Origin of the sequence: Cytobacillus oceanisediminis, assembly GCF_022811925.1 — a bacterium.
In the GTDB taxonomy this organism is placed as follows: domain Bacteria; phylum Bacillota; class Bacilli; order Bacillales; family Cytobacillaceae; genus Cytobacillus; species Cytobacillus oceanisediminis_D.
Genome location: NZ_CP065511.1, coordinates 1,799,761 through 1,823,213, shown reverse-complemented (window position 1 = coordinate 1,823,213; position 23,453 = coordinate 1,799,761). Strand labels below are relative to the sequence as shown.

22 protein-coding genes and 1 tRNA gene are annotated in these 23,453 nt (G+C 39.9%); 9 read left to right on the top strand and 14 right to left on the bottom strand.

Annotated elements, in window-relative coordinates; genetic code table 11:
• Window positions 1-36 precede the first annotated feature (36 nt).
• Window positions 37-822, top strand: a complete 786-nt coding sequence (locus IRB79_RS09375) for a carbon-nitrogen family hydrolase (RefSeq protein ID WP_243508213.1) — start codon at window positions 37-39, stop codon at window positions 820-822.
• A 35-nt stretch (window positions 823-857) separates the two neighbouring features.
• On the opposite strand, the gene IRB79_RS09370 is transcribed toward IRB79_RS09375, so the two are convergent.
• From IRB79_RS09370 to IRB79_RS09355, 4 genes are all read right to left on the bottom strand, one after another.
• A complete protein-coding gene (locus IRB79_RS09370) occupies window positions 858-1,439 on the bottom strand; it encodes a DUF2087 domain-containing protein (protein WP_243508212.1) in 582 nt (193 codons plus the stop codon).
• 122 nt (window positions 1,440-1,561) lie between these two features.
• Window positions 1,562-2,062, bottom strand: a complete 501-nt coding sequence (locus IRB79_RS09365) for a methylated-DNA--[protein]-cysteine S-methyltransferase (protein WP_243508211.1) — start codon at window positions 2,060-2,062, stop codon at window positions 1,562-1,564.
• Window positions 2,059-3,894: a PAS domain-containing sensor histidine kinase gene (locus IRB79_RS09360; RefSeq protein ID WP_243509327.1), complete on the bottom strand. Its 1,836-nt coding sequence runs from the start codon at window positions 3,892-3,894 to the stop codon at window positions 2,059-2,061. The genes IRB79_RS09365 and IRB79_RS09360 overlap by 4 nt, the downstream gene beginning before the upstream one ends.
• 166 nt (window positions 3,895-4,060) lie before the next feature.
• A complete protein-coding gene (locus IRB79_RS09355; protein WP_243508210.1) occupies window positions 4,061-5,866 on the bottom strand; it encodes a methyl-accepting chemotaxis protein in 1,806 nt (601 codons plus the stop codon).
• Window positions 5,867-6,369: 503 nt separating this feature from the next.
• Here IRB79_RS09355 and IRB79_RS09350 point away from each other — a divergent pair.
• On the top strand, window positions 6,370-7,410 hold the full coding sequence (locus IRB79_RS09350) for an acyltransferase family protein (protein WP_243508209.1): 1,041 nt from the start codon (window positions 6,370-6,372) through the stop codon (window positions 7,408-7,410).
• Window positions 7,411-7,513: 103 nt separating this feature from the next.
• A tRNA-Arg gene (locus IRB79_RS09345) sits at window positions 7,514-7,587 on the top strand.
• Between the two features lie 77 nt (window positions 7,588-7,664).
• On the opposite strand, the gene IRB79_RS09340 is transcribed toward IRB79_RS09345, so the two are convergent.
• The 3 genes from IRB79_RS09340 to IRB79_RS09330 form a co-directional block, all read right to left on the bottom strand.
• Window positions 7,665-8,384: a LutC/YkgG family protein gene (locus IRB79_RS09340; protein ID WP_243508208.1), complete on the bottom strand. Its 720-nt coding sequence runs from the start codon at window positions 8,382-8,384 to the stop codon at window positions 7,665-7,667.
• Window positions 8,381-9,811 carry a LutB/LldF family L-lactate oxidation iron-sulfur protein gene (locus IRB79_RS09335; protein WP_243508207.1) on the bottom strand — a complete coding sequence of 477 codons (1,431 nt, stop codon included), beginning with the start codon at window positions 9,809-9,811 and terminating at the stop codon, window positions 8,381-8,383. The genes IRB79_RS09340 and IRB79_RS09335 overlap by 4 nt, the downstream gene beginning before the upstream one ends.
• A 136-nt stretch (window positions 9,812-9,947) precedes the next feature.
• The gene (locus tag IRB79_RS09330) at window positions 9,948-10,664 is read right to left on the bottom strand and encodes a (Fe-S)-binding protein (RefSeq protein WP_243508206.1); all 717 of its coding nucleotides are present in this window, start codon (window positions 10,662-10,664) and stop codon (window positions 9,948-9,950) included.
• A gap of 205 nt (window positions 10,665-10,869) precedes the next feature.
• Here IRB79_RS09330 and IRB79_RS09325 point away from each other — a divergent pair, with 205 nt between their 5' ends.
• Window positions 10,870-12,618 (top strand): B12-binding domain-containing radical SAM protein, encoded by a 1,749-nt coding sequence (locus IRB79_RS09325; protein ID WP_243508205.1) that lies wholly within the window; start codon window positions 10,870-10,872, stop codon window positions 12,616-12,618.
• A gap of 27 nt (window positions 12,619-12,645) precedes the next feature.
• On the opposite strand, the gene IRB79_RS09320 is transcribed toward IRB79_RS09325, so the two are convergent.
• Both IRB79_RS09320 and IRB79_RS09315 read right to left on the bottom strand, forming a co-directional pair.
• Window positions 12,646-12,801 carry a hypothetical protein gene (locus IRB79_RS09320; RefSeq protein ID WP_243508204.1) on the bottom strand — a complete coding sequence of 52 codons (156 nt, stop codon included), beginning with the start codon at window positions 12,799-12,801 and terminating at the stop codon, window positions 12,646-12,648.
• Window positions 12,801-12,962, bottom strand: a complete 162-nt coding sequence (locus IRB79_RS09315) for a hypothetical protein (protein WP_166672519.1) — start codon at window positions 12,960-12,962, stop codon at window positions 12,801-12,803. The genes IRB79_RS09320 and IRB79_RS09315 overlap by 1 nt, the downstream gene beginning before the upstream one ends.
• 167 nt (window positions 12,963-13,129) lie before the next feature.
• Between IRB79_RS09315 and IRB79_RS09310 the strand changes: the two genes are divergently transcribed.
• Window positions 13,130-13,480, top strand: a complete 351-nt coding sequence (locus IRB79_RS09310) for a DUF3905 domain-containing protein (RefSeq protein WP_243508203.1) — start codon at window positions 13,130-13,132, stop codon at window positions 13,478-13,480.
• 74 nt (window positions 13,481-13,554) lie between these two features.
• Here IRB79_RS09310 and IRB79_RS09305 read toward each other — a convergent pair whose 3' ends face one another.
• The gene (locus tag IRB79_RS09305) at window positions 13,555-14,919 is read right to left on the bottom strand and encodes a TrkH family potassium uptake protein (protein ID WP_243508202.1); all 1,365 of its coding nucleotides are present in this window, start codon (window positions 14,917-14,919) and stop codon (window positions 13,555-13,557) included.
• A gap of 138 nt (window positions 14,920-15,057) precedes the next feature.
• Here IRB79_RS09305 and IRB79_RS09300 point away from each other — a divergent pair, with 138 nt between their 5' ends.
• The 4 genes from IRB79_RS09300 to IRB79_RS09285 all read left to right on the top strand — a co-directional run bounded on the left by IRB79_RS09300 (window position 15,058) and on the right by IRB79_RS09285 (window position 19,335).
• On the top strand, window positions 15,058-16,176 hold the full coding sequence (locus IRB79_RS09300; protein ID WP_243508201.1) for a CdaR family transcriptional regulator: 1,119 nt from the start codon (window positions 15,058-15,060) through the stop codon (window positions 16,174-16,176).
• Window positions 16,177-16,281: 105 nt separating this feature from the next.
• On the top strand, window positions 16,282-17,694 hold the full coding sequence (gene glcD / locus IRB79_RS09295; protein ID WP_243508200.1) for a glycolate oxidase subunit GlcD: 1,413 nt from the start codon (window positions 16,282-16,284) through the stop codon (window positions 17,692-17,694).
• Window positions 17,691-19,022, top strand: coding sequence for a (Fe-S)-binding protein (locus IRB79_RS09290; protein ID WP_243508199.1), 1,332 nt, complete (start codon window positions 17,691-17,693; stop codon window positions 19,020-19,022). Before glcD ends, IRB79_RS09290 begins: the two co-directional genes overlap by 4 nt.
• A 112-nt stretch (window positions 19,023-19,134) precedes the next feature.
• Window positions 19,135-19,335, top strand: a complete 201-nt coding sequence (locus IRB79_RS09285; protein ID WP_009331086.1) for an alpha/beta-type small acid-soluble spore protein — start codon at window positions 19,135-19,137, stop codon at window positions 19,333-19,335.
• A 49-nt stretch (window positions 19,336-19,384) separates the two neighbouring features.
• On the opposite strand, the gene IRB79_RS09280 is transcribed toward IRB79_RS09285, so the two are convergent.
• From IRB79_RS09280 to IRB79_RS09265, 4 genes are all read right to left on the bottom strand, one after another.
• The gene (locus IRB79_RS09280; RefSeq protein WP_243508198.1) at window positions 19,385-20,527 is read right to left on the bottom strand and encodes an anti-sigma factor domain-containing protein; all 1,143 of its coding nucleotides are present in this window, start codon (window positions 20,525-20,527) and stop codon (window positions 19,385-19,387) included.
• The gene (gene sigI, locus IRB79_RS09275) at window positions 20,524-21,267 is read right to left on the bottom strand and encodes an RNA polymerase sigma factor SigI (protein WP_243508197.1); all 744 of its coding nucleotides are present in this window, start codon (window positions 21,265-21,267) and stop codon (window positions 20,524-20,526) included. Before sigI ends, IRB79_RS09280 begins: the two co-directional genes overlap by 4 nt.
• Window positions 21,268-21,384: 117 nt before the next feature.
• Window positions 21,385-22,644: a DUF5667 domain-containing protein gene (locus IRB79_RS09270; RefSeq protein WP_243508196.1), complete on the bottom strand. Its 1,260-nt coding sequence runs from the start codon at window positions 22,642-22,644 to the stop codon at window positions 21,385-21,387.
• Window positions 22,645-22,814: 170 nt separating this feature from the next.
• On the bottom strand, window positions 22,815-23,291 hold the full coding sequence (locus IRB79_RS09265) for a hypothetical protein (protein ID WP_243508195.1): 477 nt from the start codon (window positions 23,289-23,291) through the stop codon (window positions 22,815-22,817).
• Window positions 23,292-23,453 lie beyond the last annotated feature (162 nt).

The following is a 23,453-nucleotide window of genomic DNA, read 5'->3' as shown; positions in this document are numbered from 1 at the left end:
TTTACCATAAGGATAAGATGATTGCGGGGGAGTTTTATGAAATTAAAGATTGCCTGTTTGCAAATGGATATTGCATTTGGGAAACCTGAGGAGAATTTTAAAACAGCCGAAACCATGATTAAAAAGGCGCTTAATGCTACTCCGGATGTTATTGTACTGCCGGAACTTTGGACTACAGGCTATGATTTGACCAGATTGGGTGAAATTGCAGACCAGGCTGCCGGGTCAGCACTAGTTTTTTTAAAAGAGGCCGCACAGAACAACCGGGTTCATCTGATTGGCGGATCTGTTGCAAAGAAAACACCCGAAGGCATTTACAATACTTTGCTGATTGTAGATAACAATGGTGACTTCATACATGAATACAGCAAGCTGCACTTATTCAAGCTTATGAATGAACATCTCTATCTGAAAGGAGGGACAGCCAAGGGAGTATTTTCTCTGGAAAACAGGAAGTTTGCAGGGATGATTTGTTATGATATCCGTTTTCCTGAGTGGGTGCGGACCCATACAGCGGAAGGTGCAGAAGCTTTATTTGTAGTAGCAGAATGGCCATTGGCCCGGCTGGCACATTGGCGGGCGCTTTTAATTGCACGTGCCATTGAAAACCAGTGCTATGTAATTGCATGCAACCGCTCTGGCTCAGATCCTGACAATGTCTTTGCAGGCCATTCGATGATTATAGATCCCTGGGGAGAAGTACTTGCTGAAGGTTCTGAAACTGAAGAAATCCTGCATGCTGAGATAGACCTGGATATAGTGAAAGAAGTCCGCAGCATGATTCCGATTTTTACTGACCGCAAACCGGATTTTTACCGCTAATAGCATACAGGGCCCTGACTAGGGCCCTGTCTTCTTTACCCTTCTATTTTCGCCCACATTTCTGGAGGATTTAATTCATAAATGCCATTTTCCCTGTACATATAATGATTAATAATAAATTCTCTGCGTATCGTAGCATAGTCTTCATGATACTGTTTAATATATTCGTTGAGCTCTTTTTCTTCATATTTTTTTCCCATTTTCAACCCTTTGATTAGATGCTCAAAAACCATGAGTTTCTTCTTTCTCTGTGCAGGTATATTCTTAAGCTTTCCATCTCTGGTGAAGAAATTTTCAATAACCTTCTGGCTTTCTATATTTTGTTCTTCCATTTTCTTAACCTCCTCTTTATCTGCCAATTTCGCAAGAACACCTGACTGATGTTTCAGTACGGATTCATTTAAATAGAAATAAACAGTATTTTTATCTCTTCTCTGATAAACGAGGTTTATTTCCCTTAGTTTATTTAAATGATGGGTAATAGTTGGCGGGGTTAAGCCAAGCTTCCCCGCTATCGCCTGACCGTGCAAAGGCCCTTTGGCAAGAAGAAAAACAATCCTGATTCTGGTTGGGTCTCCCATTGTCTTATAAAAAGCTACTAAACGATTTAATTGCATAATTGCAGCGACCTCATTTCGATTATCATCTAATTAGATGATAATCGAATTATAATCATCCAGTCAACCACATATATAATATCCCCATAAAAAAATCACCTTAGAGGTGATTTAAGATAGAGCTATTTAATATAATTAGCCCCCTCGAGGGATAGCAGTACTTCTTTAATTTCAGTTCGGGTTCCTGCATACCCGGTTAACGAGTTATTTTTTCCGATAACCCGATGGCACGGAATAATGATCGGAAGGCGATTGGCCTTGTTTGCCTGTCCAATGGCCCGCACTGCTTTTTCTTTTCCTATTTTGACAGCAATGTCCTGATAACTTCTTGTCTCACCAAATGGGATTAGGCAAAGCTCTTTCCAGACTGCTTTTTGAAATTCAGTGCCATGAGGTTCTATAGGGATGTCGAACTCTTTCCTTTGCCCGTCAAAGTATTCCTCAAGCTGGATTGTACACTTTTTGATTAAAGAGTCGGAGGGATCAAATTGCAATGATAAAACTTCTTCCCCTTCGAGAAAATCTTCTTCCCCCATGTATAAAGCCGAAAGGATCCCATTTTCAATGACAATGTAAATGTCTCCTGCCGGTGTGTTTTTTTTAGAATAAACTCTGACTGTCATTTCATTCCCGCCTTTAAAATATAGGGCAAATAGATATGGAATACAGTTCCTTCCCCCAATTTGCTTTCCGCTTCAATTGTTCCCTTATGTTCTTCAATAATTTTATATGTAACCATTAAGCCAAGTCCAGTGCCTCTTTCCTTTGTAGTATAGAAAGGTTCACCAAGCTTTTTTATTTTATGCGCGGGAATTCCTGTTCCTTCGTCCCTAATGGATATGTGAACTTTTTGATCAAACCCTTTCTGAATGGATACAGTAATATATCCACCCTTAGGCATGACTTCAATCGCATTTTTTATAATATTGATAAAAACCTTTTTCATTTGATTGGATTCACAGAAAACATTTGGCAAATTCTTTGCATAATAAGTCCTGAATTGAACATTATGCAGCACAGCCTGAGCAGTAAGGAGATCGACTGTTTCCTTCATGATTTGAGATATGTCTTTTTCCACAAATTTGACAGCTTGAGGCTTAGCGAGTATGAGAAATTCATTAATAATTGAATCAATCCTGCTAAGCTCCGTGGTAATCACATTGAAATACATAGTATGATCTTCCTTCACACTGCCCTCAAGCAGCTGTATAAAGCCTTTAAGAGCTGTCATCGGGTTTCTGATCTCGTGGGCAATTCCTGCTGCCAATTCTCCAATGACATTCAAAGTGTCTGATTTCCGAAGCTGTTCTTCCATTTCCAGCTTCTCAGTAATGTCTTTAAATGTTGTCATACTGATATTAGAAAAAATATTCAGCTTGTTGGAAAACTCAAAAAATTTCTTTCTGCCTGATTTCAGAGTAATGGAAAGGTTACCGTCTGATTGCCCAGCAGAGTGTATGTTTTTTATCTGTTCCTTTAATTCATCATCGCTTATATTACAGTCATTCAAAATACTATACAGAGATAAACCGATAAGCTCCTCTTTTGTCATCTGAAGCATTCTCTGACCTGATTGATTAATATCGACTATTTCAAACTGATCGTTCCAGAGAAGAATACCTTCAAGGGCACCTTCAAATATCATGCGGAATTTTTGTTCGCTTTCCCTCAAGCTTTTTTCCATAGCGTGACGCTCACTGACATTTCTGAAGATAGTCATATGGTAGCCTTCAACGGAGTTCAATTTCACAGTAAACTCCAAAGATTTGAACTGGCCATTTGGCATAAGAAAAACAAGCTCATCTCGTATGCTTCCCTTAACGAACATCTCTTTAACAATGCTTCTGTATCTTTCCGATTTTTCATATACAAAATCTTTTATCTTTTTCTTGAGAAGCTCATCATGAGTACATTCAAAAATTCGGCAAGCAGCTTCATTCGCATCGATGATTTCTCCATTCCCGCCCCAAAAAATGATTCCATCCAGGGCTTCGATAAATAGGTCAGCATACAGATCTTCATTCTTTTTCACTTTCCGTTCGAGGAGCCGCTTACTTGTTACATCTCTTAATATGCACATATAAAGACCGCCATCATTAAGGATGCTGGTAGTAAAATCAAACTCTATTATCGTTCTGCCGTTATATATTGGCAGAATGCCCCTGACACTTTCCTTCCTCTTCAACAGTTCCCTTTGCTTTTCAAGCTTGAAATGCCTATTTTTCGGCACGATGTCAGACAGGTTCCTGCCAATAAGGTGCTGTTTATCCATCATTAAGCTTTCAGCAAACGATGGATTGACATCAACAATTCTCTCCTGGCTATCAAAAATTAAAATTCCATCTTTTGAGCGTGAGAATATATTATATTTAGGTGAATTATCATTGGACAAAATATTATTTTCCTTTTCCAAAGTCTCAATCCTGGCATAGAGTCTCCTGATTTCCTGATTCATAATGACCACTCTATTTCCTCCTATTGGGATATGCAATTAATTAAATATTTCTACAAAATCAGACTAAAACCTTTAAATCTCTGAGAAAACTGTCCTATTAATTTTTCATATCAAAGGGTTCTGGGGGAAAAGAAAAGGCATACCCTGTCAAGAGTATGCCTTGATTTTACAATTTGAATTTTGCAATCATCTCATTTAATTGTTCTGCCAATTCCGACAAGGACTGTGCATTGTCTGAGATTTCCTCCATTGAATGGTTAGTCTGAGCCATTGATGCACTCGTTTGTTCGATGCCTGCAGCAGATTCCTCGGACACTGCGGCAATACTGCCAATGGACTGGTTCATATGGGAAGAATTTATGGAAACCTGCTCGAGGCTGCGGGATATGTCACTGACATTAGTTGACATTGAGTTAACTGCCTCGTAAATTTTCTGGAATGTTTGTCCCGTCAATTGAATTTGCTCAGTTCCCTTTTCAACTTGAACATAGCCTGTTTGAAGTGCCGTGGCCACACTGTTTGACTCTGCTTGAATGCCCCCGACAATCTTAGTGATATCTGAAACCGAGTATGATACCTGCTCAGCCAGTTTCCTAACCTCATCTGCCACTACTGCAAAACCTCTTCCATGCTCACCGGCTCTGGCTGCTTCAATTGCTGCATTTAATGCCAGGAGGTTGGTCTGGTCTGCAATTTCCTTTATTACCTTAACTAATCTGGAGATTTGTTTTGTCTGATCATCGAGTCCATTTACCTTGTCCACAGATGACTTCATTATTTGGTTAATTAATCCCATTTGTTCCTGGGATTCCTTCATTAGCTTGTTTCCATTCTCAGTAAGCAATAGCACTTCTGTGGAAGCACTCTTTATTTCATTACCGCTGTATGAAGCTTCTTTCACTTTTTCCAGGTACTCGTCCATCATTAAAGATAAACGTGTTGCAGAGCCCGCCTGATCCTCAGCTCCTCCGGATAGTTCCTGCATGGTTGAAGCAACCTGCTGACTGGCTGCTTTCACTTCATTTGCAGCAATATTCAGTTCTCCGCTTCTTTCTGTCACATACCCAGAAACCGCATTAATTTCCTGAATCATGGTCTGCAGTTTTACTTTCATGGAATTCATGGCTCTGCTAAGCTGTGCTACTTCATCATCACCCTCATATTCCACTGAATCTGCATTGAGGTTTCCTCCTGCAATATCATTTGAGAATTGGACAATGGCAGTTAGTTTTTTAGAAATAATACGTCCTATAAAAAGGATACTTGCGATTCCCAGGATAGCAGAAATGATGATTGAAATGCCAAGTACTATTAAAGTAAGGATAAGACCAGATTTAGCAGAAGTCACAGCCTTTTGCTGATCCTCTTTCATCATGCTGCTGAGGGTATTTAATTTATCAACCGTTTCAGAAATAATATTATCTGCCTGCAATTTTCCCAGCCTATATTCTCTTGCATGCTGCAGTTTCACTTCTGGCTCGATGACATCATGAAATAAACTGGTGATTTTTTGATCATTTTCATCGATTTGCCTAAAAAGGGCTTTTAAATTTGAATCGCTCAGTTCTGGAGAAATTTCCTCTTTCAATTTATTAAAATCCTCTGTCAGCTCATCAAATGTTTTTAAATGTTTGGGATTGGAGTCAATGATAAAGTTTCCAATCGTGCTCCCTTTATGATGAAAAGTGGCCGCTGATTCAGTAATCTTAATGGCCTTTTCCCCAGAATCCTTAACAATCTCCAGTTTTGAATTGGCAATTGTCAGCAAGAAGAAAGTTAGAACGGTGGAAACCGTGAATAGTCCAATGGTCACAAAAAGCGCAACCCCGTATTTCTGGCCAAGCTTCAGGTTCTTCCACCATTTCGTACTGGCCATTTTATTTAAATACTTGGCTATGCTAAGCTTTTTTGACTTCGACGATTCTTTTCTTTCCTTCTTGCCCGGTATAAATTTTCTTACTCCTTTCAACATTACTTCCCCCTTTGTGATTTAACCAGATGCGAACAATTGAACTAGTATATATCTAATTCTTTTTTACTATTCTTTCAATTCATTATAATAGAACAAAAAGACATTTGAAGATTATTTTTCCAATTTTTCATTTTAATACAGCCATTCCTGTACTTTTTCCTTTAAAATCTTCTCTTAATAAACCTGATTGCTTCACGTAATCATCAGCTATGACATACTAATCGAACTACTCCCTTTTATCTGCGACAAAATGAATTTCTACAAATAAAATTTGAAACAGATTTACATTACACCATTCAAGCCATATAATATATGAGCTAATAAGCAAATATTTTTTGTATAACAGGAAGTTCTAAGTAGTATGACAGCAATTTCAGAGTTCGAACTTTTTACTTTTTCTGTAAATTAAACCTTCTATTTACACGAGAAAAGAAGTTTGCTTCATGTTAAAGTGGGTAAAGAAAGAAAGAGTATTTATGGGGGTCTTTAATAGAGGAGGACTTATGAAACAACGTGACTTTTACTTCGACAACACGAAGTTTATCTTAATCTTCTTTGTCGTATTCGGACATTTACTCCGCTCTTTTATTGAAGATAATGAAACAATCTATACTTTATATAAGGTAATCTACACGTTCCATATGCCAGCATTTATACTGGTATCCGGTTTTTTTGCAAAAGGCTTTTATAAAAAAGGCTATATAAAGAAAATTGCAAAAAAGCTCATACTGCCATATATTATTTTTCAGGTTATTTATTCGATTTTCTATTATTTTTTATATAATAAAGGCACCTTTGAATTGGATCCTTTTAATCCTCATTGGTCTTTATGGTTCCTGATCAGCATGTTCTGCTGGAATATCATGCTTCTATTCTTTGCAAAGTATAAAGCTGTTTATTCCCTGGCAGCTGCTTTTATCATTGGGCTTGCTGTCGGATATGCCGATTGGATTTCAAATTATTTAAGTTTATCCAGAACATTTGTGTTCTTTCCTTTATTCCTAATGGGGTATTATTTAAAAAAAGAGCATTTTTATGCGCTATTCCAGCCAAAGTTCAGAATTAGTGCATTAGCTATTTTTGCTGTAGTCTTTATAGGCTTTTATCTCTATCCTGAAGTGGATTATAAGTGGCTGCTTGGTTCAAAGCCATATACTGAAATGGGGACAGCTTCGATTGGGGCAGTCTTTACGAGATTGGGCTTTTATGTCCTAAGTTTAATTATGGTATTTAGCTTCTTTGCTTTTGTGCCCCGCAAACAATATTTCTTTACTGATTTAGGAAAAAATACACTTTATGTCTATCTGCTTCACGGATTCTTTGTACGGGTATTCAGGGAAAGTGATGTACAGGGCTTTTTCAGCAAACCGGAAAACTTCCTGCTGCTTGCCGGAATATCGCTGCTGCTGACTTTGCTTCTCTCAAGCAAACTGATTACTTCATTTGCACAGCCTATTATAGAACTGAAAACATCACAGCTAAAGAAGCTAAAAGATAGATCAAGGGCATATGCCAGATTTTATCGTAAAAAACTTACAAGTTAGTACAGAAACCGGTCATATATTACTGGCCGGTTTTTACTTTAGGCAGAACTATTGACCATTTTTGATTATGGGATTATAATAAGTAACTGTGTTATATTATTTTGTCCCAGTAGCTCAGCTGGATAGAGCGACAGCCTCCTAAGCTGTAGGTCGTGAGTTCGAATCTCGCCTGGGACGCTTTCAGAAAAAACGCCAACAAAAGTTTGGCGTTTTTTCTCGTCCTTATAAAAACCGGATGCCAGGTGCCTCACGCATTATAAATCTTCAATAACAATATACGCAGCCTTAACAGGCCCATGTACACCAACAACGAGGTTCATCTCAATATCAGCAGAGTTGCTTGGTCCAGTAATGAAATTAATGCAGGATGGTGCCTGCTGCCCTGAGTTTACCCTTTCCCTAATGATCCTTGCTGCCTGTGTCATGCGCGGGACCAGGGTGCTTTTCGGAATAAGGATGATAGAAGCAGCAGGGAGAAAGCTGACTGACCGCCCGTGATCCTTGCTGCTGAACAAGACTGCTGTGCCTGATTCAGCCAGAGTTATTTCACTGACCGTGATGCCGATGTTTGCATGTTCTGCGTATTCAATATTTCTTCCTTTTTCAGAATAATCCCATTCATATACTTCCACTTTCGCTTTTGGCCAAATTTCCTTAAATAGAGGTGTAAGCCCAAACTGTCTATAGCGATCATCCTTCCAGGTCACAACTGGCCCCCCGCCATATTGGGCTACAATTTCTTTTAGCGTTTCAGTCAAATTGGCAGCACTGGTTACAACAAGGTCAGTGTGGATTTTCGTACACTGAGTCTTTAAAGCTTCAAGAAGCTCATCAGCATCTGCTTCTTTCAAGACTGCATCCTGCGGGTTAAAGCTCCATTCCGGTCTTTCCACTCCAGTAACTCTTCTTTTCCTGCCCAATCTGCCTGCAATTTTATTTAAAAAAGCATCTCGATTCTGAATTGTTCCATTCACTGCTTTCCGCCTCCTTTTTGCCGGTTTTTGAACCAATCGCGAAATCTTTCTTTATTAGGAGCTGGAAAATCCCTGATTTCTGTCCAGGCCTTTAATGGGCCTGGTCCCTTTGTAATTTTGTCGCCTGCGGTAAATGGATTCATGGCTGCCGGTGCCAGCTTTGACCCCAGCTTATAAAGGGACGGTGAAGCTGCCCCCAGCCCAAAAGCCTTCATGGTCATCTTTTCCGATACGGGAGCCCTTCCTTCTTTTTCGACAATTACCTGCCGGTGTTTATGAAGAAGTTCATGAAGAGGGATTTTGACTGGACAGGCTTCCGTACATGCTCCGCAAAGTGTTGAAGCATAAGGCAATTCCTTATAATCATCATAGCCGCCTAAAAGGGGTGACAGGACCGCTCCAATCGGGCCTGAATAAATGGATCCGTAGGAATGACCGCCAACATGCCTATATACGGGACAAACATTTACACATGCAGCACAGCGGATACATTGGAGTATGGAGTGAAACTCCCCTCCTAAAATCGAAGAGCGGCCATTGTCCACTATAACCAGGTGGAATTCTTCAGGACCATCGACATCGAGTTCTTCTTTTGGACCAGTCAGAACAGTAATATAACTCGTAAGCTTTTGTCCAACAGCGCTCCTTGTCAGCATGCTGACAAGCACTTCCATTTCCTCGTAAGTCGGGACCAGCCTTTCCATGCCCATTACCGTAATTTGCGTTTTAGGCAAGGCAGTGACTAGATCTGCATTGCCTTCATTAGTCACTAAGGTGATTGAACCGGTTTCAGCAACAGCGAAGTTGCAGCCCGTAATGCCAACATCTGCGGTTAAGTATTCGTGGCGCAGCATTTCTCTCGCATGCCATGCAAGTTCTTCCGGCTTTTCTGTGTTCTGATAGTTCAGTTTTTCTGCAAACACATCCCGAATCTGCTCTTTATTCTTATGAAGTGCAGGCGCCACTATATGTGAAGGGGGATCATGGTCGTCCACCTGAAGGATGTATTCCCCCAAATCAGTTTCAATGACCTGGCATCCAGCCTCTTCCAGTGAGGCATTTAAATGAATCTCTTCGGTTACCATCGATTTTGATTTAACTACTTTTCTTGCATTCTTCTTTTCAATTACTTCCCGTATATAGGCAGAGGCTTCTTCTGCAGTTTCAGCAAAATAAACGTGCCCGCCCCTTTTAGCTACATTTTCGCTGAGCTGGTATAAGTAAAAATCAAGATTTTCAAGTACATGCTGGCGAATTTCTTCTGAAAGCGACCGCCATTCTTCCCAATTTCCAAGTTCTGCTGCAGCATCAAGCCTTCTTGTCTGAAGCCTTTCCTGAGCACCTGAAACTGCGCCTCTCATAAAGGAATTGCTTATTCCGGAATCTACACGATCCTTAAAGTCGTTTGTTCCTATTTTCATAGCCATTTTTATTCCCCCTCAAGAAGAGCGCAAGCGCCTAACCCACCCCTGACACCCAAGGGGGCAGGCTGCTTACGCTAGACAATTATCAACGTTCAAAACTGTCTCTCCTGCTTTGCAAGAAAGCATGTCCATTAATTGCTTAACGGCAATTTAACACTTCAGCAATATGCATAACCCTTATTGGTTTTCCCTGCCTTCCGATCCTGCCTCCAATATTCATCAGGCACCCTGCGTCAGCTCCAATGAGGATTTCTGCTTCAGTCTCCTCTATATGCCCAACTTTTTCATCTACCATTTGTTCAGATATTTGAGCCATTTTCACGGAGAAGGTACCGCCAAAACCGCAGCATTGCTCCTTGCCGGGAAGCTCTTCGAATTCCAGGCCCTTCACATTTTTTAATAATTTCACAGGTGCTTCTTTTACACCAAGAAGCCTGGTCATATGGCAGGATGTATGATAAGTGGCTTTTCCTTTTAACTTTGCCCCGACATCGTCCACGTTTAGAACTTCAACGATAAATTGAGTAAGTTCGTATGTTTTTTCTGCAAGCTTTTTTGCTCTGAGTTCCCACACAGAGTCACCTTTAAAAACATGCGGATACTCATGAAACATATAGGCGCAAGATCCAGAAGGGGAAACAACATATTCTGCATGCTCAAATGCTGTGATCATCCTTTTCATGGCTTCCTTTGATTCTTTCACATAGCCGCTGTTGTAGGCAGGCTGGCCGCAGCAGACCTGTGATTCCGGAAAATCTATTTCACATCCCAGGCGCTCAAGCAATTCAACAGCTGCTTTGCCTGCATTTCCCTGAAACATATCTACCAGACATGTTGCAAAAAGACTTACCTTCATTCATTCCCTCTCCCAGCTAAATATTATATTTTTCAACTATCTTACTATAGTTTCAATGCAAATTGTTGAATTTTTATAAATATTATAATAATTAGTATAGTTTATTTTCCTTATCATATGTCAATGTTTTACTTCCTTTTTTTCATTCAAAAATATGATACAATTATATGATGTTTAAGTTGCTAAAAAGGGAGTTCAAAAATAAATGAAAGTTATCGCCAGTACGCTTAATGCCAAATACATTCATACAAATATAGCGATCCGCTATCTAAAGGCATACGCTCAGCCTGAATTCAATGTGGAATTAGCCGAATATACAATTAAAGATCCGGTAATGAATATCGTTACAGATCTGGTCCGCAAAAAACCTGATGTGATCGGATTCAGCTGTTATATATGGAATATCGAAGAGACCATTAAGGTCATTAAAATGATAAAAAAGATTGACCCCTCCATTCATATTGCAGTCGGAGGACCTGAAGTGACATATGATGTTGCGGATTGGATGAACAATATAAAAGAATTTGATTACATTGTTATCGGGGAAGGTGAGGAAACATTCAAACAGCTGCTGACAGAGCTGAATGGCACCATGAATATGGAAAATGTGCATGGACTTGCTTTCAGGGAAAATGGCCAGGTTCGTATTAATCCGCAGCGGAATAAGCTGGATTTGCGCGAGCTGCCCTCACCATTCCGCTTTGAAGAAGATATTCCCCACCTTTCTAAACGGGTCACTTATATAGAAACCAGCCGGGGATGCCCTTTCAGCTGCCAGTTTTGCCTTTCCTCTATTGAAGTAGGTGTGCGCTACTTTGACAGGGAAAAAATTAAGGATGACATCCGATATTTAATGAAGAATGGTGCCAAAACCCTTAAATTTGTGGACCGCACTTTCAACATAAGCCGCAGTTATGCTTTGGAAATGTTCCAATTTTTAATCGATGAACATCTGCCGGGAACTGTATTTCAATTTGAGATCACTGCAGATATCATGAGACCGGAAGTAATTGAATTTCTAAACAAGGAAGCTCCGGCAGGATTATTCCGATTTGAAATTGGTGTACAATCGACTAATGACTATACCAATGAATTGGTCATGAGGAAGCAGAACTTTGACAAACTTTGCCGCACGGTCACAATGGTAAAGGATGGAGGAAAAATCGACCAGCATCTTGACTTAATTGCCGGACTGCCGGAGGAAGATTATGATTCATTCAAAAGAACATTCAATGATGTTTTTGCAATGCGGCCCGAAGAGCTCCAGCTCGGCTTCTTAAAAATGCTGAGAGGCACCGGGCTTCGCTTGAGAGCAGAAGATCATCAATATATTTATATGGACCATTCACCATATGAAATACTTGGAAATAATGTTTTATCCTTTGATGACATCATTCGCATTAAACAAGTTGAAGATGTTTTAGAGAAATATTGGAATGATCATAGAATGGATGCGACCGTTGAATATTTGGTTACAAAAGTATTTCCGACTCCATTCGATTTCTTCCAGGAATTTGGAAGTTATTGGGAGAAAAAAGGATGGTCCAGAATTGGCCATCAGCTTGAGGATCTTTTCAAACGCCTTTTTGAATTCCTGCAATCAAAAGAAATTGCTGATTTGGATATAGCAGAAGGCCTTATGAAGTTTGACTATATTTCAAAACAAAAATACAAGCCTAGAAAACCCTGGTGGCAGCCAAGCTTTGAAAAATCCGAAAGATCAAAGCTTTACCAGTCTCTGCTTGAAAATCCAATCCAGCTGGGAGAAAGCTTCTTAAGCCTTCAGCTGAATGAAAAAGAAATATACAAACATACCTTAAGTGAAAGATTATCTTTTGATATTGAACAATATATTAAGGATGGAATAATTGAAAAGAGTGACTCTGTTCTGCTTGCCTATTTCGACTCAAGCACAGAAACAGTTTCCATCTTTACTGGCCATATACATGAATGATAAAACCGGCAGGAATCTGCCGGTTTTTTAGCATTTATCCCGATCTTTTTTTTTATCTTTATCACGGTTCATAAATGGCAGCTCATAAAGTTTTCCGGCATTTATATCACCAAACTCCATACCGAATTCTACATTGGCCGAGCCATTTTGCCGGCCTTTTTTTCGTGGTTTATTATGATCCACTAGGCTCTTCCCTCTCTCCCATGCTTGGAATTGCGGTTAGCCATTTTCATGGGATTCTCTCCCTGGCTGAATTCTGCTGAAAACTCTGATTCCTGAAGGTTCTTCTTAGGCGTTTTGCTGTATTTTTCAACGGCATTATACTCAGCTTTTCGTTTGGCCATCCCAATCTCCTCCTGAAATATATTTCATAGTGCTAAATCCATTTTCAGGTTTAACACAGCTTTATTTTTAGTAAAAAACACGGTTTCATTCCTATCTGAGTCTTCCTTATTTTACAATCATAAATTTTACTGCGGTGCAAAAAATAGAGTAAAAAGGAATGAGCGCTATGACTAATAAAAATAATAAAGATAACAAAAACATTGGCATTGATGAGACACTTCCACATCAAATAGAAGCACCGAGCTTTAAAGACACAGGCATGAAACTTCAGCCGCCTTTCAAGAATTCTTTTGGCGTAACCATTGGGGACAGTTATTATTCTTCGGACAGTTCACCGCTGGAAAACTGGAGCGATGAAACAGATCCTGCAGTGATGGCAGGTGAGGAATGGATTCATCCGACAAATGATATCGGCTGGAATACATCGGAAAACAAAGAACTCCTTGAAAGCAAAAAGCCGCCTCAAGGCTACCCATTCATGCATCCTACCAAGGATGTCAGCCGCGGGACGGATTAATAAGAAAAGCCCAAGCGCATAGGCGATGGGTATAGACAAAAAAAGCAGTCCGGAATTAACTTCCGGGCTGCTTTTTATCCAATAATAACTCGCTCTTTAGGATAATGAAAATTCGGCTGTTTTTCTTTGCCGCCTATAATAAATAAGAAAGAAGTTAATCCAATTCTTCCAATAAACATTAAGGCCATTATGATACATTTCCCGATCATTGATAATTCAGGTGTGATTCCTAACGATAGACCTGTAGTACCAAAAGCTGAACAGACCTCGAAAATTATTTCAATAAGCTCCATCTGCTTTTCTGTAATACTTAGAATGACAACAGAGAGAAAACACATTCCAATTGCAAGCAATGTGATAGCAAGGGACTTCAGAATATCATCTTCATGAATTTCTCTTTTAAATATTTTTATATCCCGATTTCCTTTGGCAAAGTGATATATAAAAAGGATATTCACAGCAAAGGTAGTCGTCCTGATGCCCCCGCCGACAGAACTCGGTGATGCCCCGATGAACATTAAAATACTCATTATGATGAGAGTAGGCATTGTAAACTCATTTACATCCATGGTTGATAAACCGCCGCTCCGGGTGGTTGCGGATTGGAAGAATGCATAAAAGAAGCTTTCATGCCAGTTCATGTCTTTAAAATATTGATTGAATTCCATGATGAGCAATATAACCGTACCAAACACAAGAAGGGCGGCATACGTAACAGTCGTCAATTTTGCAAATAAGGAAAAGCGAAAAGATGGTTCCTGATCCCATTTATTCCGAAATAAATATTGCTTTAATTCGATAAGAACAGGAAAACCTATAGCTCCTAAAGTAATCAGAATAATATTGATCAGCTGCACGAAATAATCGCCGGCATATGGTTTAAGAGAGGCTCCTGTAATATCCATGCCTCCGTTGGTTGTTGCACTGACAGATGCGAACAGCGCATGCAGGAATGCGTCATCCCATGCCGGATAATATTTAAGAAAATGAAAACCCAATATTAGTGCACCAAGCGTTTCAATCACTAATATAATTTTAATGATTTCTTTTACTAAATTGACCAGGCCTGACAAAGCATATTGATTATGATCGACCATTATGAGGCGGCGCCCTCTTAATCCAATCTTGCGGCCCAGCAGAAGCCAAAAGAATGTGCCCAGCGCCATGATCCCTATTCCGCCAAACTGAAGGATGAACATGATGACAAAATAACCAAAAACACTGTATGTTTCTGATATATCAACCACAGACAGACCAGTCACACTGACTGCACTTACAGCAGTGAAAACCGTATCAATAAATGCAACCGCCACTCCTGGTTTATGTACAGCCGGTATTCTTAATAAAAGTACCGATACAGATACTGCCAATAAATAATATCCGGATATTACTTGGGCAGGTGTTAGTTTATCCAGCCAACTTCTTACGTCTTTCCACATATCATACCTGTCCCCTTCGAAATTTTTCTAACCCTTATCATAATGAATATACCCGGTTTTTAAAAGGGATATTAGAAAATTCGCAGGAAGTTTTTTATTTATATATAATAAAGTCAAAAAATCAAAGGGAGATATGACATGTTGTTGCCTGACCTGGCTGAAAAAATTATAGCTGAAGTGCGTCAGTTTCTTCAGGAAGATATCATAGTTGCCAATACCTGCGGGGTGATCATTGCAAGTACAGATGCAGGCAGAATAGGCAGTTTTCATGAAGGAGCACTTCTTAGCATGAAAAATAAGGAAAAGCTGATTATTACCAGGGAGGATCAGTCACGCCTTCAGGGTGTAAAAGCGGGTATTAACCTGCCGATCTTTTTTAAAGGGGAAACAGTTGGCGTTATTGGCATAACCGGAAATCCCAATAAAATTTCCCCATTCGCAGAAATCATCCGCAAACTAACAGAGTTATTTATCAGTGAAAGTTACTTTGCAGAGCAGCTCGATTGGCAGGCTCGTGCACTGGAAGGTTTTATGTTTGACTGGCTGGAGAAAAAAGAATGGGATCCTGCATTCAAAGAACGGGCTCATCTGCTGAAAATAAATCTGGCTGTTGACAGACAGGTTTCTATAGCAGAGTTCAGGCAAAATAGCCAATTGCTTCATCGGGATCTTTGGAATAGAATTTTATCTTGGAAAGAAGCAGGTCCGCATGATATTCTGATTCGCTGGGGCAACAATCGAATTGTGCTTTTAGCCGGGGTTTCTTCAGCAAAAAAAGAAAATAGTATAGGGGAAAAGGTCACCCGCTTCCATCGTTTTCTTGAAAACCTTCTAGCTGCTGAAGTAAGCATTGGTACCGGTAAACCATTGCCTCCCTTCAGCCTTTCCGACTCATTTATGCAGGCAGAGCGAGCGTTAAAAATCGCAAAAGACCGAGGCACCATCATATTTGATCAGGATTTGACCATTGAAATGATATTTGATGATCTATCTCCAGAAACTAAAAAGGACTTTATAGAAAGAACCATCGGCACATTCATGAATGAACAGGATCTTATGGTAACTCTTCAGGAACTGTTCAGGCAAAATCATTCCTTGAAAAATACTGCTGAGGCCTTGCATATACATATTAACACCCTTCATTACAGACTCAAAAAAATATCGGATCTTTCCGGGCTATATACATCTAATTTGAATGATTTAATGAAATTATTTATAGCGGTAAAACTTTTAGAGGAAGGCACAAAAAACAATTAAAATAGACATCAATATTTGTATAGTTAACCATAGCAGGGTGTTCCCTGCTTTTTTTATACTTAAAGAAATAGATATTGCCAGTTTACATTAAAGGAGAGGATCCATTTGGTTGATGTTCAAATAAAAGAAGAATTAATTGCCGTTGTCGGCGCTGATAATTATGATGACTCCAAAGCAGGGCGCCTCGTCTATTCATATGACGCGACACCAAATTTCCAATCGATGCCCGATGCAGTGATCAGTCCGCGAAATGCTCAGGAAGTTTCCAGCATCCTCAAGATTTGCAGCAGCTCAGCAATTCCCATCGTACCAAGGGGATCAGGCACCAATTTATGTGCAGGCACCTGTCCTACAGAAGGCGGGATTGTACTCCTGTTTAAGCATATGAATAAAGTCATTGAAATCGATGAAGAAAATCTTACGGTTACAGTACAGCCCGGTGTCATCACGCTTGACATGATTAACCAGGTTGAAGCAAGAGGGCTTTTTTATCCTCCTGATCCAAGTTCGATGAAAATAAGCACAATCGGAGGAAACATCAATGAAAATTCAGGCGGACTGCGTGGATTGAAATATGGAGTTACAAGGGACTATGTGATGGGGCTGGAAGCTGTACTTGCGGGCGGAGACATTATCAGAACGGGCGGCAAGCTTGCGAAGGACGTGGCAGGATATGATTTTACCAGACTGCTGGTTGGATCTGAAGGAACTTTGGGGATTATTACGGAAGCAACATTAAAATTAATCCCGCTTCCTGAGTCAAAAAAGACAATGCTCGCTCTATATCAGGATCTTGAACAAGCTGCAAAATCAGTCTCAAAAATCATCGCAGACAAAATCATACCCGCCACCCTTGAATTTTTAGATCAGCCTACATTAAAAGCAGTTGAGGATTTCGCCCAAATTGGATTGCCAACCGATGTCCAAGCTGTACTTCTTATTGAACAGGATGGTCCGCTTGAGGTCGTGGAAAAGGATATGCAGAAAATGGCTGAAATCTGCAAGAAACAAGGGGCTGTATCTGTACAGCTCGCAAATTCTGAAATGGAAGCAGAAGCCTTGCGGACTGCTAGGCGTGCCGCATTATCGGCTCTCGCACGCCTAAAGCCGACGACCATTCTTGAAGATGCTACAGTGCCAAGATCTGAAATTGCCAACATGGTAAAAGCAATAAATGAAATTTCCAAAAAATACGGACTTTTCATTTGTACATTTGGCCATGCCGGTGATGGAAACCTGCATCCGACCTGCCCCGCAGATGCCCGGGATAAAGATGAAATGGAACGGGTTGAAAAAGCTTTTGAAGAGATTTTTGTCAAGGCGATTGAACTTGGAGGGACTATAACAGGCGAACATGGAGTAGGGATCATGAAAGCTCCCTATCTAGAACTGAAACTGGGGAAGGCTGGGATTGATGCAATGAAAGCTGTTAAGACTGCTTTAGACCCCAATAACATTCTTAATCCCGGCAAAATTTTTGCCAAGGATAACAGAAAACGAGTGGTGGTTGCACAATGACAACATTAAAAGAACAAACAATCATTCAGGAAGAATTTAAGAACCGAATGAATGAAGATGAGCTCCTGAATTGCATGCGCTGCGGCTTTTGCCTCCCTTCCTGCCCTACTTATGTCGAGTCAGGCTTTAAAGAAACACACTCTCCAAGGGGCAGGATCGCGTTAATGAAAGCTGTTGCTGACGGATTGATTGAACCGGATGAAGACGTAGAGAGATCTCTTGATCTTTGCCTGGGCTGCCGGGCATGCGAGCCTGTATGTCCTTCAGGAGTAAAATATGGACACTTGCTGGAAGAAGCGAGAGATATTATTAATCAGAATAAGAAACACTCGCTTCCGGTCAAAGCTGTTCGCAGTTTGGTCTTTAATGGGCTTTTCCCCCACCAGAACAGAATGAGGGCAGCTGCCGGCCTATTAGGCTTTTATCAGCGTTCAGGTCTGCAATCGGCCGCCAGGAAAACAGGAATGCTGAATTGGCTTCCAAAAAACCTCACGGCCATGGAAAAGGTACTTCCTCAAGTACCAAAATTAAAAGAAATGAAAAATAGGCCATCCTATCTCTCAGCAGATAAACCTATAAAAAAAGCCGCTTTTTTTACTGGGTGCTTAATGGATACGATGTTCCTGGAAACCAATAATGCGACAATAAAACTTCTGCAGCTTGCAGGATGTGAAATCCATATTCCTCAAAATCAAGCCTGCTGCGGCGCTCTTCATGGCCATAGCGGTGAAAAACAAGCGGCCAAAAACTTGGCAAAGCGGAACATAGAGGCTTTTGAGAAACTGGACGCAGACTATATCATTACAAATGCAGGTGGATGCGGAGCATTCCTTATTGACTATGACCATCTTCTTAAAGATGACCGGGAATGGCATGAAAGAGCTGTAAAGTTTTCGCAAAAGCTCAAAGATATCAGCGAAATTCTATACGAACTTGAATTTCACAAAAAAGTTAATCTTGAGCTGCCAGGGCAGATCATAACCTATCAGGATTCCTGTCATTTGCGCAATGTCATGAAAACCTCAACAGCACCGCGTACCCTTCTGAATTCAATTAAAGGCATCGAATTTAGGGAAATGAAGGATGCAGACAGATGCTGCGGCTCTGCCGGTATTTATAATATTGTTGAATCTGAAATGTCTATGCAAATACTTGATCATAAAATGATTCAGGCCAAGTCGGCAGATGCAGCAGTAATTGTGACCTCGAATCCGGGCTGTCTTCTGCAGATGAAGCTGGGGATAGAACGGGAAGGTTTATCCGGAAACGCAAAGGCCGTTCATATTGCAGATATTCTTCTGGAAGCTGCTGTTGATAAAGAAAAGTAAAGAAACTGCTTATGCCGAAATATTACCACTTATGAAACCCCCTTTTTAATTCATACTACAAATACAGAGGGAAGATAAACTCTGTAAGACCAATAAAAAGGAGTTGAATACAATGGCAAGAAGCAGCAATAAGCTTTTAGTTCCTGGGATTGAACAATACATGGACCAGGTTAAATATGAAATTGCCCAGGAATTTGGTGTTCAATTAGGCTCTGATACTGTATCCCGGGCTAACGGATCCGTCGGCGGAGAAATTACTAAGCGATTAGTGCAGCAAGCCCAGGCACAAATGTCCGGCCAGAATAATCAATAACAACTTCATATAAATGGAAAAAGTCCGGAGCGAGCTCCGGACTTCATTTTTATCGATTTCCTCTTTCATCGTGTTTACCTTGCTTATTTCCGCTGGAATTATTGCGATTGTCCCTGTCTTGGTTTCTCTCAGGACCATTTTCGCTTCTGTTTTTCCCATTTTCTATTTCTTTAGGATTTCTCTCGGTGTTATTTCTGTTTTCATTAGCCTTATTATTTTTTTTTTCACTTGGATGATTTTGGGCTTTTACATTATTTCCTTGGTCTTTCTTTTCTATATTATTGTGCCTTTTTTCATAATTATTCCCATTGTTTTTACCGCTGTTATTTTGCTGTTTTTGCTGTTTCTCAGATTTCTTTATTTGCCCTGGAACAGCAGGTTTTTCTTTATTCACTTCTATTTGCTGCTGCTTTTTTAATTGGCTTTGCGTATTTTCTGCCGGTTTTTGCGGAGCATGAGATTCTTTATCTGTCTCTTTATCCGGAATTGCAGGTTCAGGTTTTTCTTTCTTGTCAGCGTCAGCTTTTAATTTATTTTCTTTATATAATCCAGGTGAGAGCCCTTTTTCAATAGCAGCTTCTCTTTCCTCTTCACTAGCTTCCAGTAAAGTTACTTCAAGCTGCTCTTTTTGTGCAGCCTGTTTTATATCTGCCAACTCCTCCTGAATTCGCTCATCCGCTTCTTTATTCTGTTCTGTATATACGGCAGCAATCACTACCTCTTTATTTTCCTTAAAATAGCCTTGTTTCTTTATCTGAAGAAGAATTTTGTCTGCTACCTCATGAATGCTGTTCTTTTTCCAGTTCTTGATGTTTTGGATAATTAGTTCTCCTTCTTCATTATAAGGAACGAGTTCTACTACCTGATATTTTTGATTGACCCCTAATTCAATACTCGGATTAACGTCTATTGACATATATGCATACACTTCGTCGTTTTGCAGGAACGGCAGTAAAGAAACGATTGCGAGCATTAGTGCAAAAGCTGCAGCCATTAATCCTTTTCCTCTAAATAGATTAAAAATAGTTAAAGGCGACGACTTTTTTCCGTTTTTCAGTTCTATTGGGAAGAATTCAATTTCCTGGCCAAGTGCATATGCCCCATCTTGTTTTCGGGCCCGCAGAAATTCTCCTTCCGGGGTTAATAGTGTTAAAAAACGTTCATTTATTTCCATGATAATTCCTGTCTTCACGTTTCCAACACCCCTTTGATATAATCCTTTAGAAAGATATAATCACCAGTTAATATCAGTGATATGGCAATTATATATTTCCTATTTCTCTCTATTGTTTTTCTGCTTAAGGAAACATAGCTCTCCAGCTGCTTTATAGGCAGCTTTTTTTTATCATAAAGTATGTTTTTGAGTTCATCATTTTCAACCAGAATCTTGGCTACAGTCATCGCATTTTTTCGTGCATCTGCATGCTTTGGAGACTGCTCGATCAGATCGCTGAAGGTAAGGTCGAATTCCTGCAGAATCTGTGTAAACTGGAGAATTTCTTCTTTTCTCAGTTCTTCATCCGTTTTTTTCCTGAAGTCTTCAATGGACAATTCGTCTTCAATCGCCGAACCCGTATCATCATCTTCCAGATTAGAGCCTCCATTAAAACTAAGATTCTGAAATTTGGATTGCTTGCGGATATAGTCAATAACCCGCCTTTTAATCAGCACTTCCGAAAAACTGATCAATGAACTCCCTTTATCAGGACTGTACTTTTGAATGGCTTCATTAAAAGCGATGAGACCAATGCTGAATTCATCATCTGATTCATGTATGTATCTCTTGCAGACTGATGATACTGTTTTAGCAATAAACGGCTTATATGACTCTATTAGCTCATTATTTAATGCTGTATCTCCCTGCTGTATTAACTCTACCGTTTCTTCGAGCGTTCTTTTACGCTTCTTCGCCATAAACAATAAACTTAGCAATAGCCCCACCTCTTTTCAAAACACATTATAACATACGGTGTCCAGATTATTTTTTTTAGGGTGGTTTTATTGACTAAGGAAAAGAAAGCCTCGAAGTGCTTTCCTTTCCAGCTAAAATTAGTTGCCTTTATTCTCTTTGCCTTGACCTTTTGCTTCTTCAGCTTTCTCTTTACCTTTGCCGGCATGGCTCTTTGCCTCTGCCTGCTTTTCTTGAACTTTCTTTGCCTGCTGTTCTTTTGCTGCTTTCATAGCTTCCTCACGTGCTTCTTTTTCAGCTTGTTTAGCTGCTTCGCGTGCGGCCTTTGCTTCCGCTCTCTTTTGGGCCTCTATAACTTTTGCCTCTTCATGAGCTTTTTTCTTCTCAGCTTTAGCTGCATCTTTTGCTTCTTTAGATACCTTCACGGGAACTTCAGGTAACACAGTTTTCTCTTCAGGAGCTGATTTATCAATCTCTTTCGCCGGATCTTCTGCTGTTTCAGTTCCTGAAGAAGCATCTTCAGATTTAATCGGTGCAGGCGCCATTTCTGCAGCTTGCCCAGCCTGGTCATTTCCAGTATATTCTTTTTCATCTATCACTTGTTCAGACCATTTTTCAGAGAACTTAGCAATGTTTTTTTGCATCGCTAAAACGGCAGGATGATCTTCATCGAATCTTTCTGAAAACTTAGCCAGATTTGCCTGGAGGGCAATGATATTCTGTGCAAGGATTTCCTTTACTTCTTCTTCAGTTTCCTTGTCTGCCGTGTCATTATCTGAAGAATCTTCACCGTCTGCAGAGTCTTCAGCAGGAGCATCCTCTTCAGATGCCTCATCTTCAGCTGATTCGTCTTCGCTGATTAGATTACCGTTGTACTCATCATCTGATTTAGATTCTTCTGTGTCTTCATTAGCTTCATCAACGATGGTTTCAGCGTTTTCCATCTGTTCCAATGCTTTTTCTATTGCTTCAATAGCTTCTTCTTCCTTTCCTTCAGCAAAAAGTGCTTCTGCTTCAGCCATACGCTCTGCAGCGTAACCGGCAAGCAATTTTGCATCTTTTATGTCATCAAAAGTTAGAGCAAGCTTCACTTTTTCCAATGCAAGCTTTGCAAAGTAGAAGAAGCTTCCAGGCAATAGAGATGGGGTTTCTGATTCAATTTCATCAAGCTTTTCTTTAGCATTTTCAATGGATTCTGCTGCATCTTTATTTGATTCAGCTGTTGCTTCCGCTGACAGGTCATTTTTTATTTCAACTGTTTCAAAATCTGCATCTTCCTTGTTTTCACTCGCAAAGGCTGTTGCGGCTGAAAATGTGAATGTTCCTGCAATCACCAGCGCTAGTGTGCTCTTTGCCATTTTATTCATTTCTATGCTGGATAAAAATTTCAATGATTTCACCTCAAAATTTAATTAAAGCGGCCGCTTGTTCATTACAACTGTACGGAATCATGAAAGGGATTTTTGGGGGTAATTAAAGAATTTATTTTTAAGAAAGATAAAAAGCTTTAACAATCACTAAATTGATTAGTGTGCCAAAGCTTTTTTCATTAATGATATCAAGTGCCATCTTAACTTTGCACCGGGTGCCTTCTCCATTTCAAAATGATCCATCTGATCAAAAGACCGGTTAATACACCCGGAATAACAAAGAGCATGGGAAGAAAGACCGGCCCAAAAAAGATTCCAAATAATTTCAGCTTAGTTGAGTACATAAGTCCTACTGTCACAAAATAGGCACTAAACACAAAGGGAAGGAAAGATAATTCTTCATTTTCCGGCATAGCAGTACGATATGCATCCCACATTGCAAACATGTAAAGACAGGGGTAAAACATGAGCCACTGATAATTAAGGACATGAACCGCTTTATCAATTTCTCCCATAAAACTGAGCATGATGGCTGAATTAAAATGGCTGTATACATTAATGATAAATTCAAGCGCGACAAATAAAGTTCCCTTCCACAGCTGCCCCATTAATAATTGGCTAAAACCAGGCAATGCAATACTCCAAAAAACTGCTTCTAGTTTACTGAGTTTTTTCATTTCATTACCACCAGCTACAAGTCGATACTTTTATTGTGCTCTGTTTATAGGCCAATTATCAAAAGAATTTTCCAGATATTTTCCTGAAACTCCATTAAAAAAATTAATTCAATTTTGACAACAGTATGCCAAAAGGCCCCTTCTTATAGAAGGAGCCTGCAT

Coding starts and splice junctions, on each gene's coding strand:
- IRB79_RS09375 (WP_243508213.1), top strand. CDS start 37: ATGAAATTAAAGATTGCCTGTTTGCAAATGGATATTGCATTTGGGAAA.
- IRB79_RS09370 (WP_243508212.1), bottom strand. CDS start 1,439: ATGCAATTAAATCGTTTAGTAGCTTTTTATAAGACAATGGGAGACCCA.
- IRB79_RS09365 (WP_243508211.1), bottom strand. CDS start 2,062: ATGACAGTCAGAGTTTATTCTAAAAAAAACACACCGGCAGGAGACATT.
- IRB79_RS09360 (WP_243509327.1), bottom strand. CDS start 3,894: ATGAATCAGGAAATCAGGAGACTCTATGCCAGGATTGAGACTTTGGAA.
- IRB79_RS09355 (WP_243508210.1), bottom strand. CDS start 5,866: ATGTTGAAAGGAGTAAGAAAATTTATACCGGGCAAGAAGGAAAGAAAA.
- IRB79_RS09350 (WP_243508209.1), top strand. CDS start 6,370: ATGAAACAACGTGACTTTTACTTCGACAACACGAAGTTTATCTTAATC.
- IRB79_RS09335 (WP_243508207.1), bottom strand. CDS start 9,811: ATGGCTATGAAAATAGGAACAAACGACTTTAAGGATCGTGTAGATTCC.
- IRB79_RS09330 (WP_243508206.1), bottom strand. CDS start 10,664: ATGAAGGTAAGTCTTTTTGCAACATGTCTGGTAGATATGTTTCAGGGA.
- IRB79_RS09325 (WP_243508205.1), top strand. CDS start 10,870: ATGAAAGTTATCGCCAGTACGCTTAATGCCAAATACATTCATACAAAT.
- IRB79_RS09315 (WP_166672519.1), bottom strand. CDS start 12,962: ATGGCCAAACGAAAAGCTGAGTATAATGCCGTTGAAAAATACAGCAAA.
- IRB79_RS09310 (WP_243508203.1), top strand. CDS start 13,130: ATGACTAATAAAAATAATAAAGATAACAAAAACATTGGCATTGATGAG.
- IRB79_RS09305 (WP_243508202.1), bottom strand. CDS start 14,919: ATGTGGAAAGACGTAAGAAGTTGGCTGGATAAACTAACACCTGCCCAA.
- IRB79_RS09300 (WP_243508201.1), top strand. CDS start 15,058: ATGTTGTTGCCTGACCTGGCTGAAAAAATTATAGCTGAAGTGCGTCAG.
- IRB79_RS09290 (WP_243508199.1), top strand. CDS start 17,691: ATGACAACATTAAAAGAACAAACAATCATTCAGGAAGAATTTAAGAAC.
- IRB79_RS09285 (WP_009331086.1), top strand. CDS start 19,135: ATGGCAAGAAGCAGCAATAAGCTTTTAGTTCCTGGGATTGAACAATAC.
- IRB79_RS09265 (WP_243508195.1), bottom strand. CDS start 23,291: ATGAAAAAACTCAGTAAACTAGAAGCAGTTTTTTGGAGTATTGCATTG.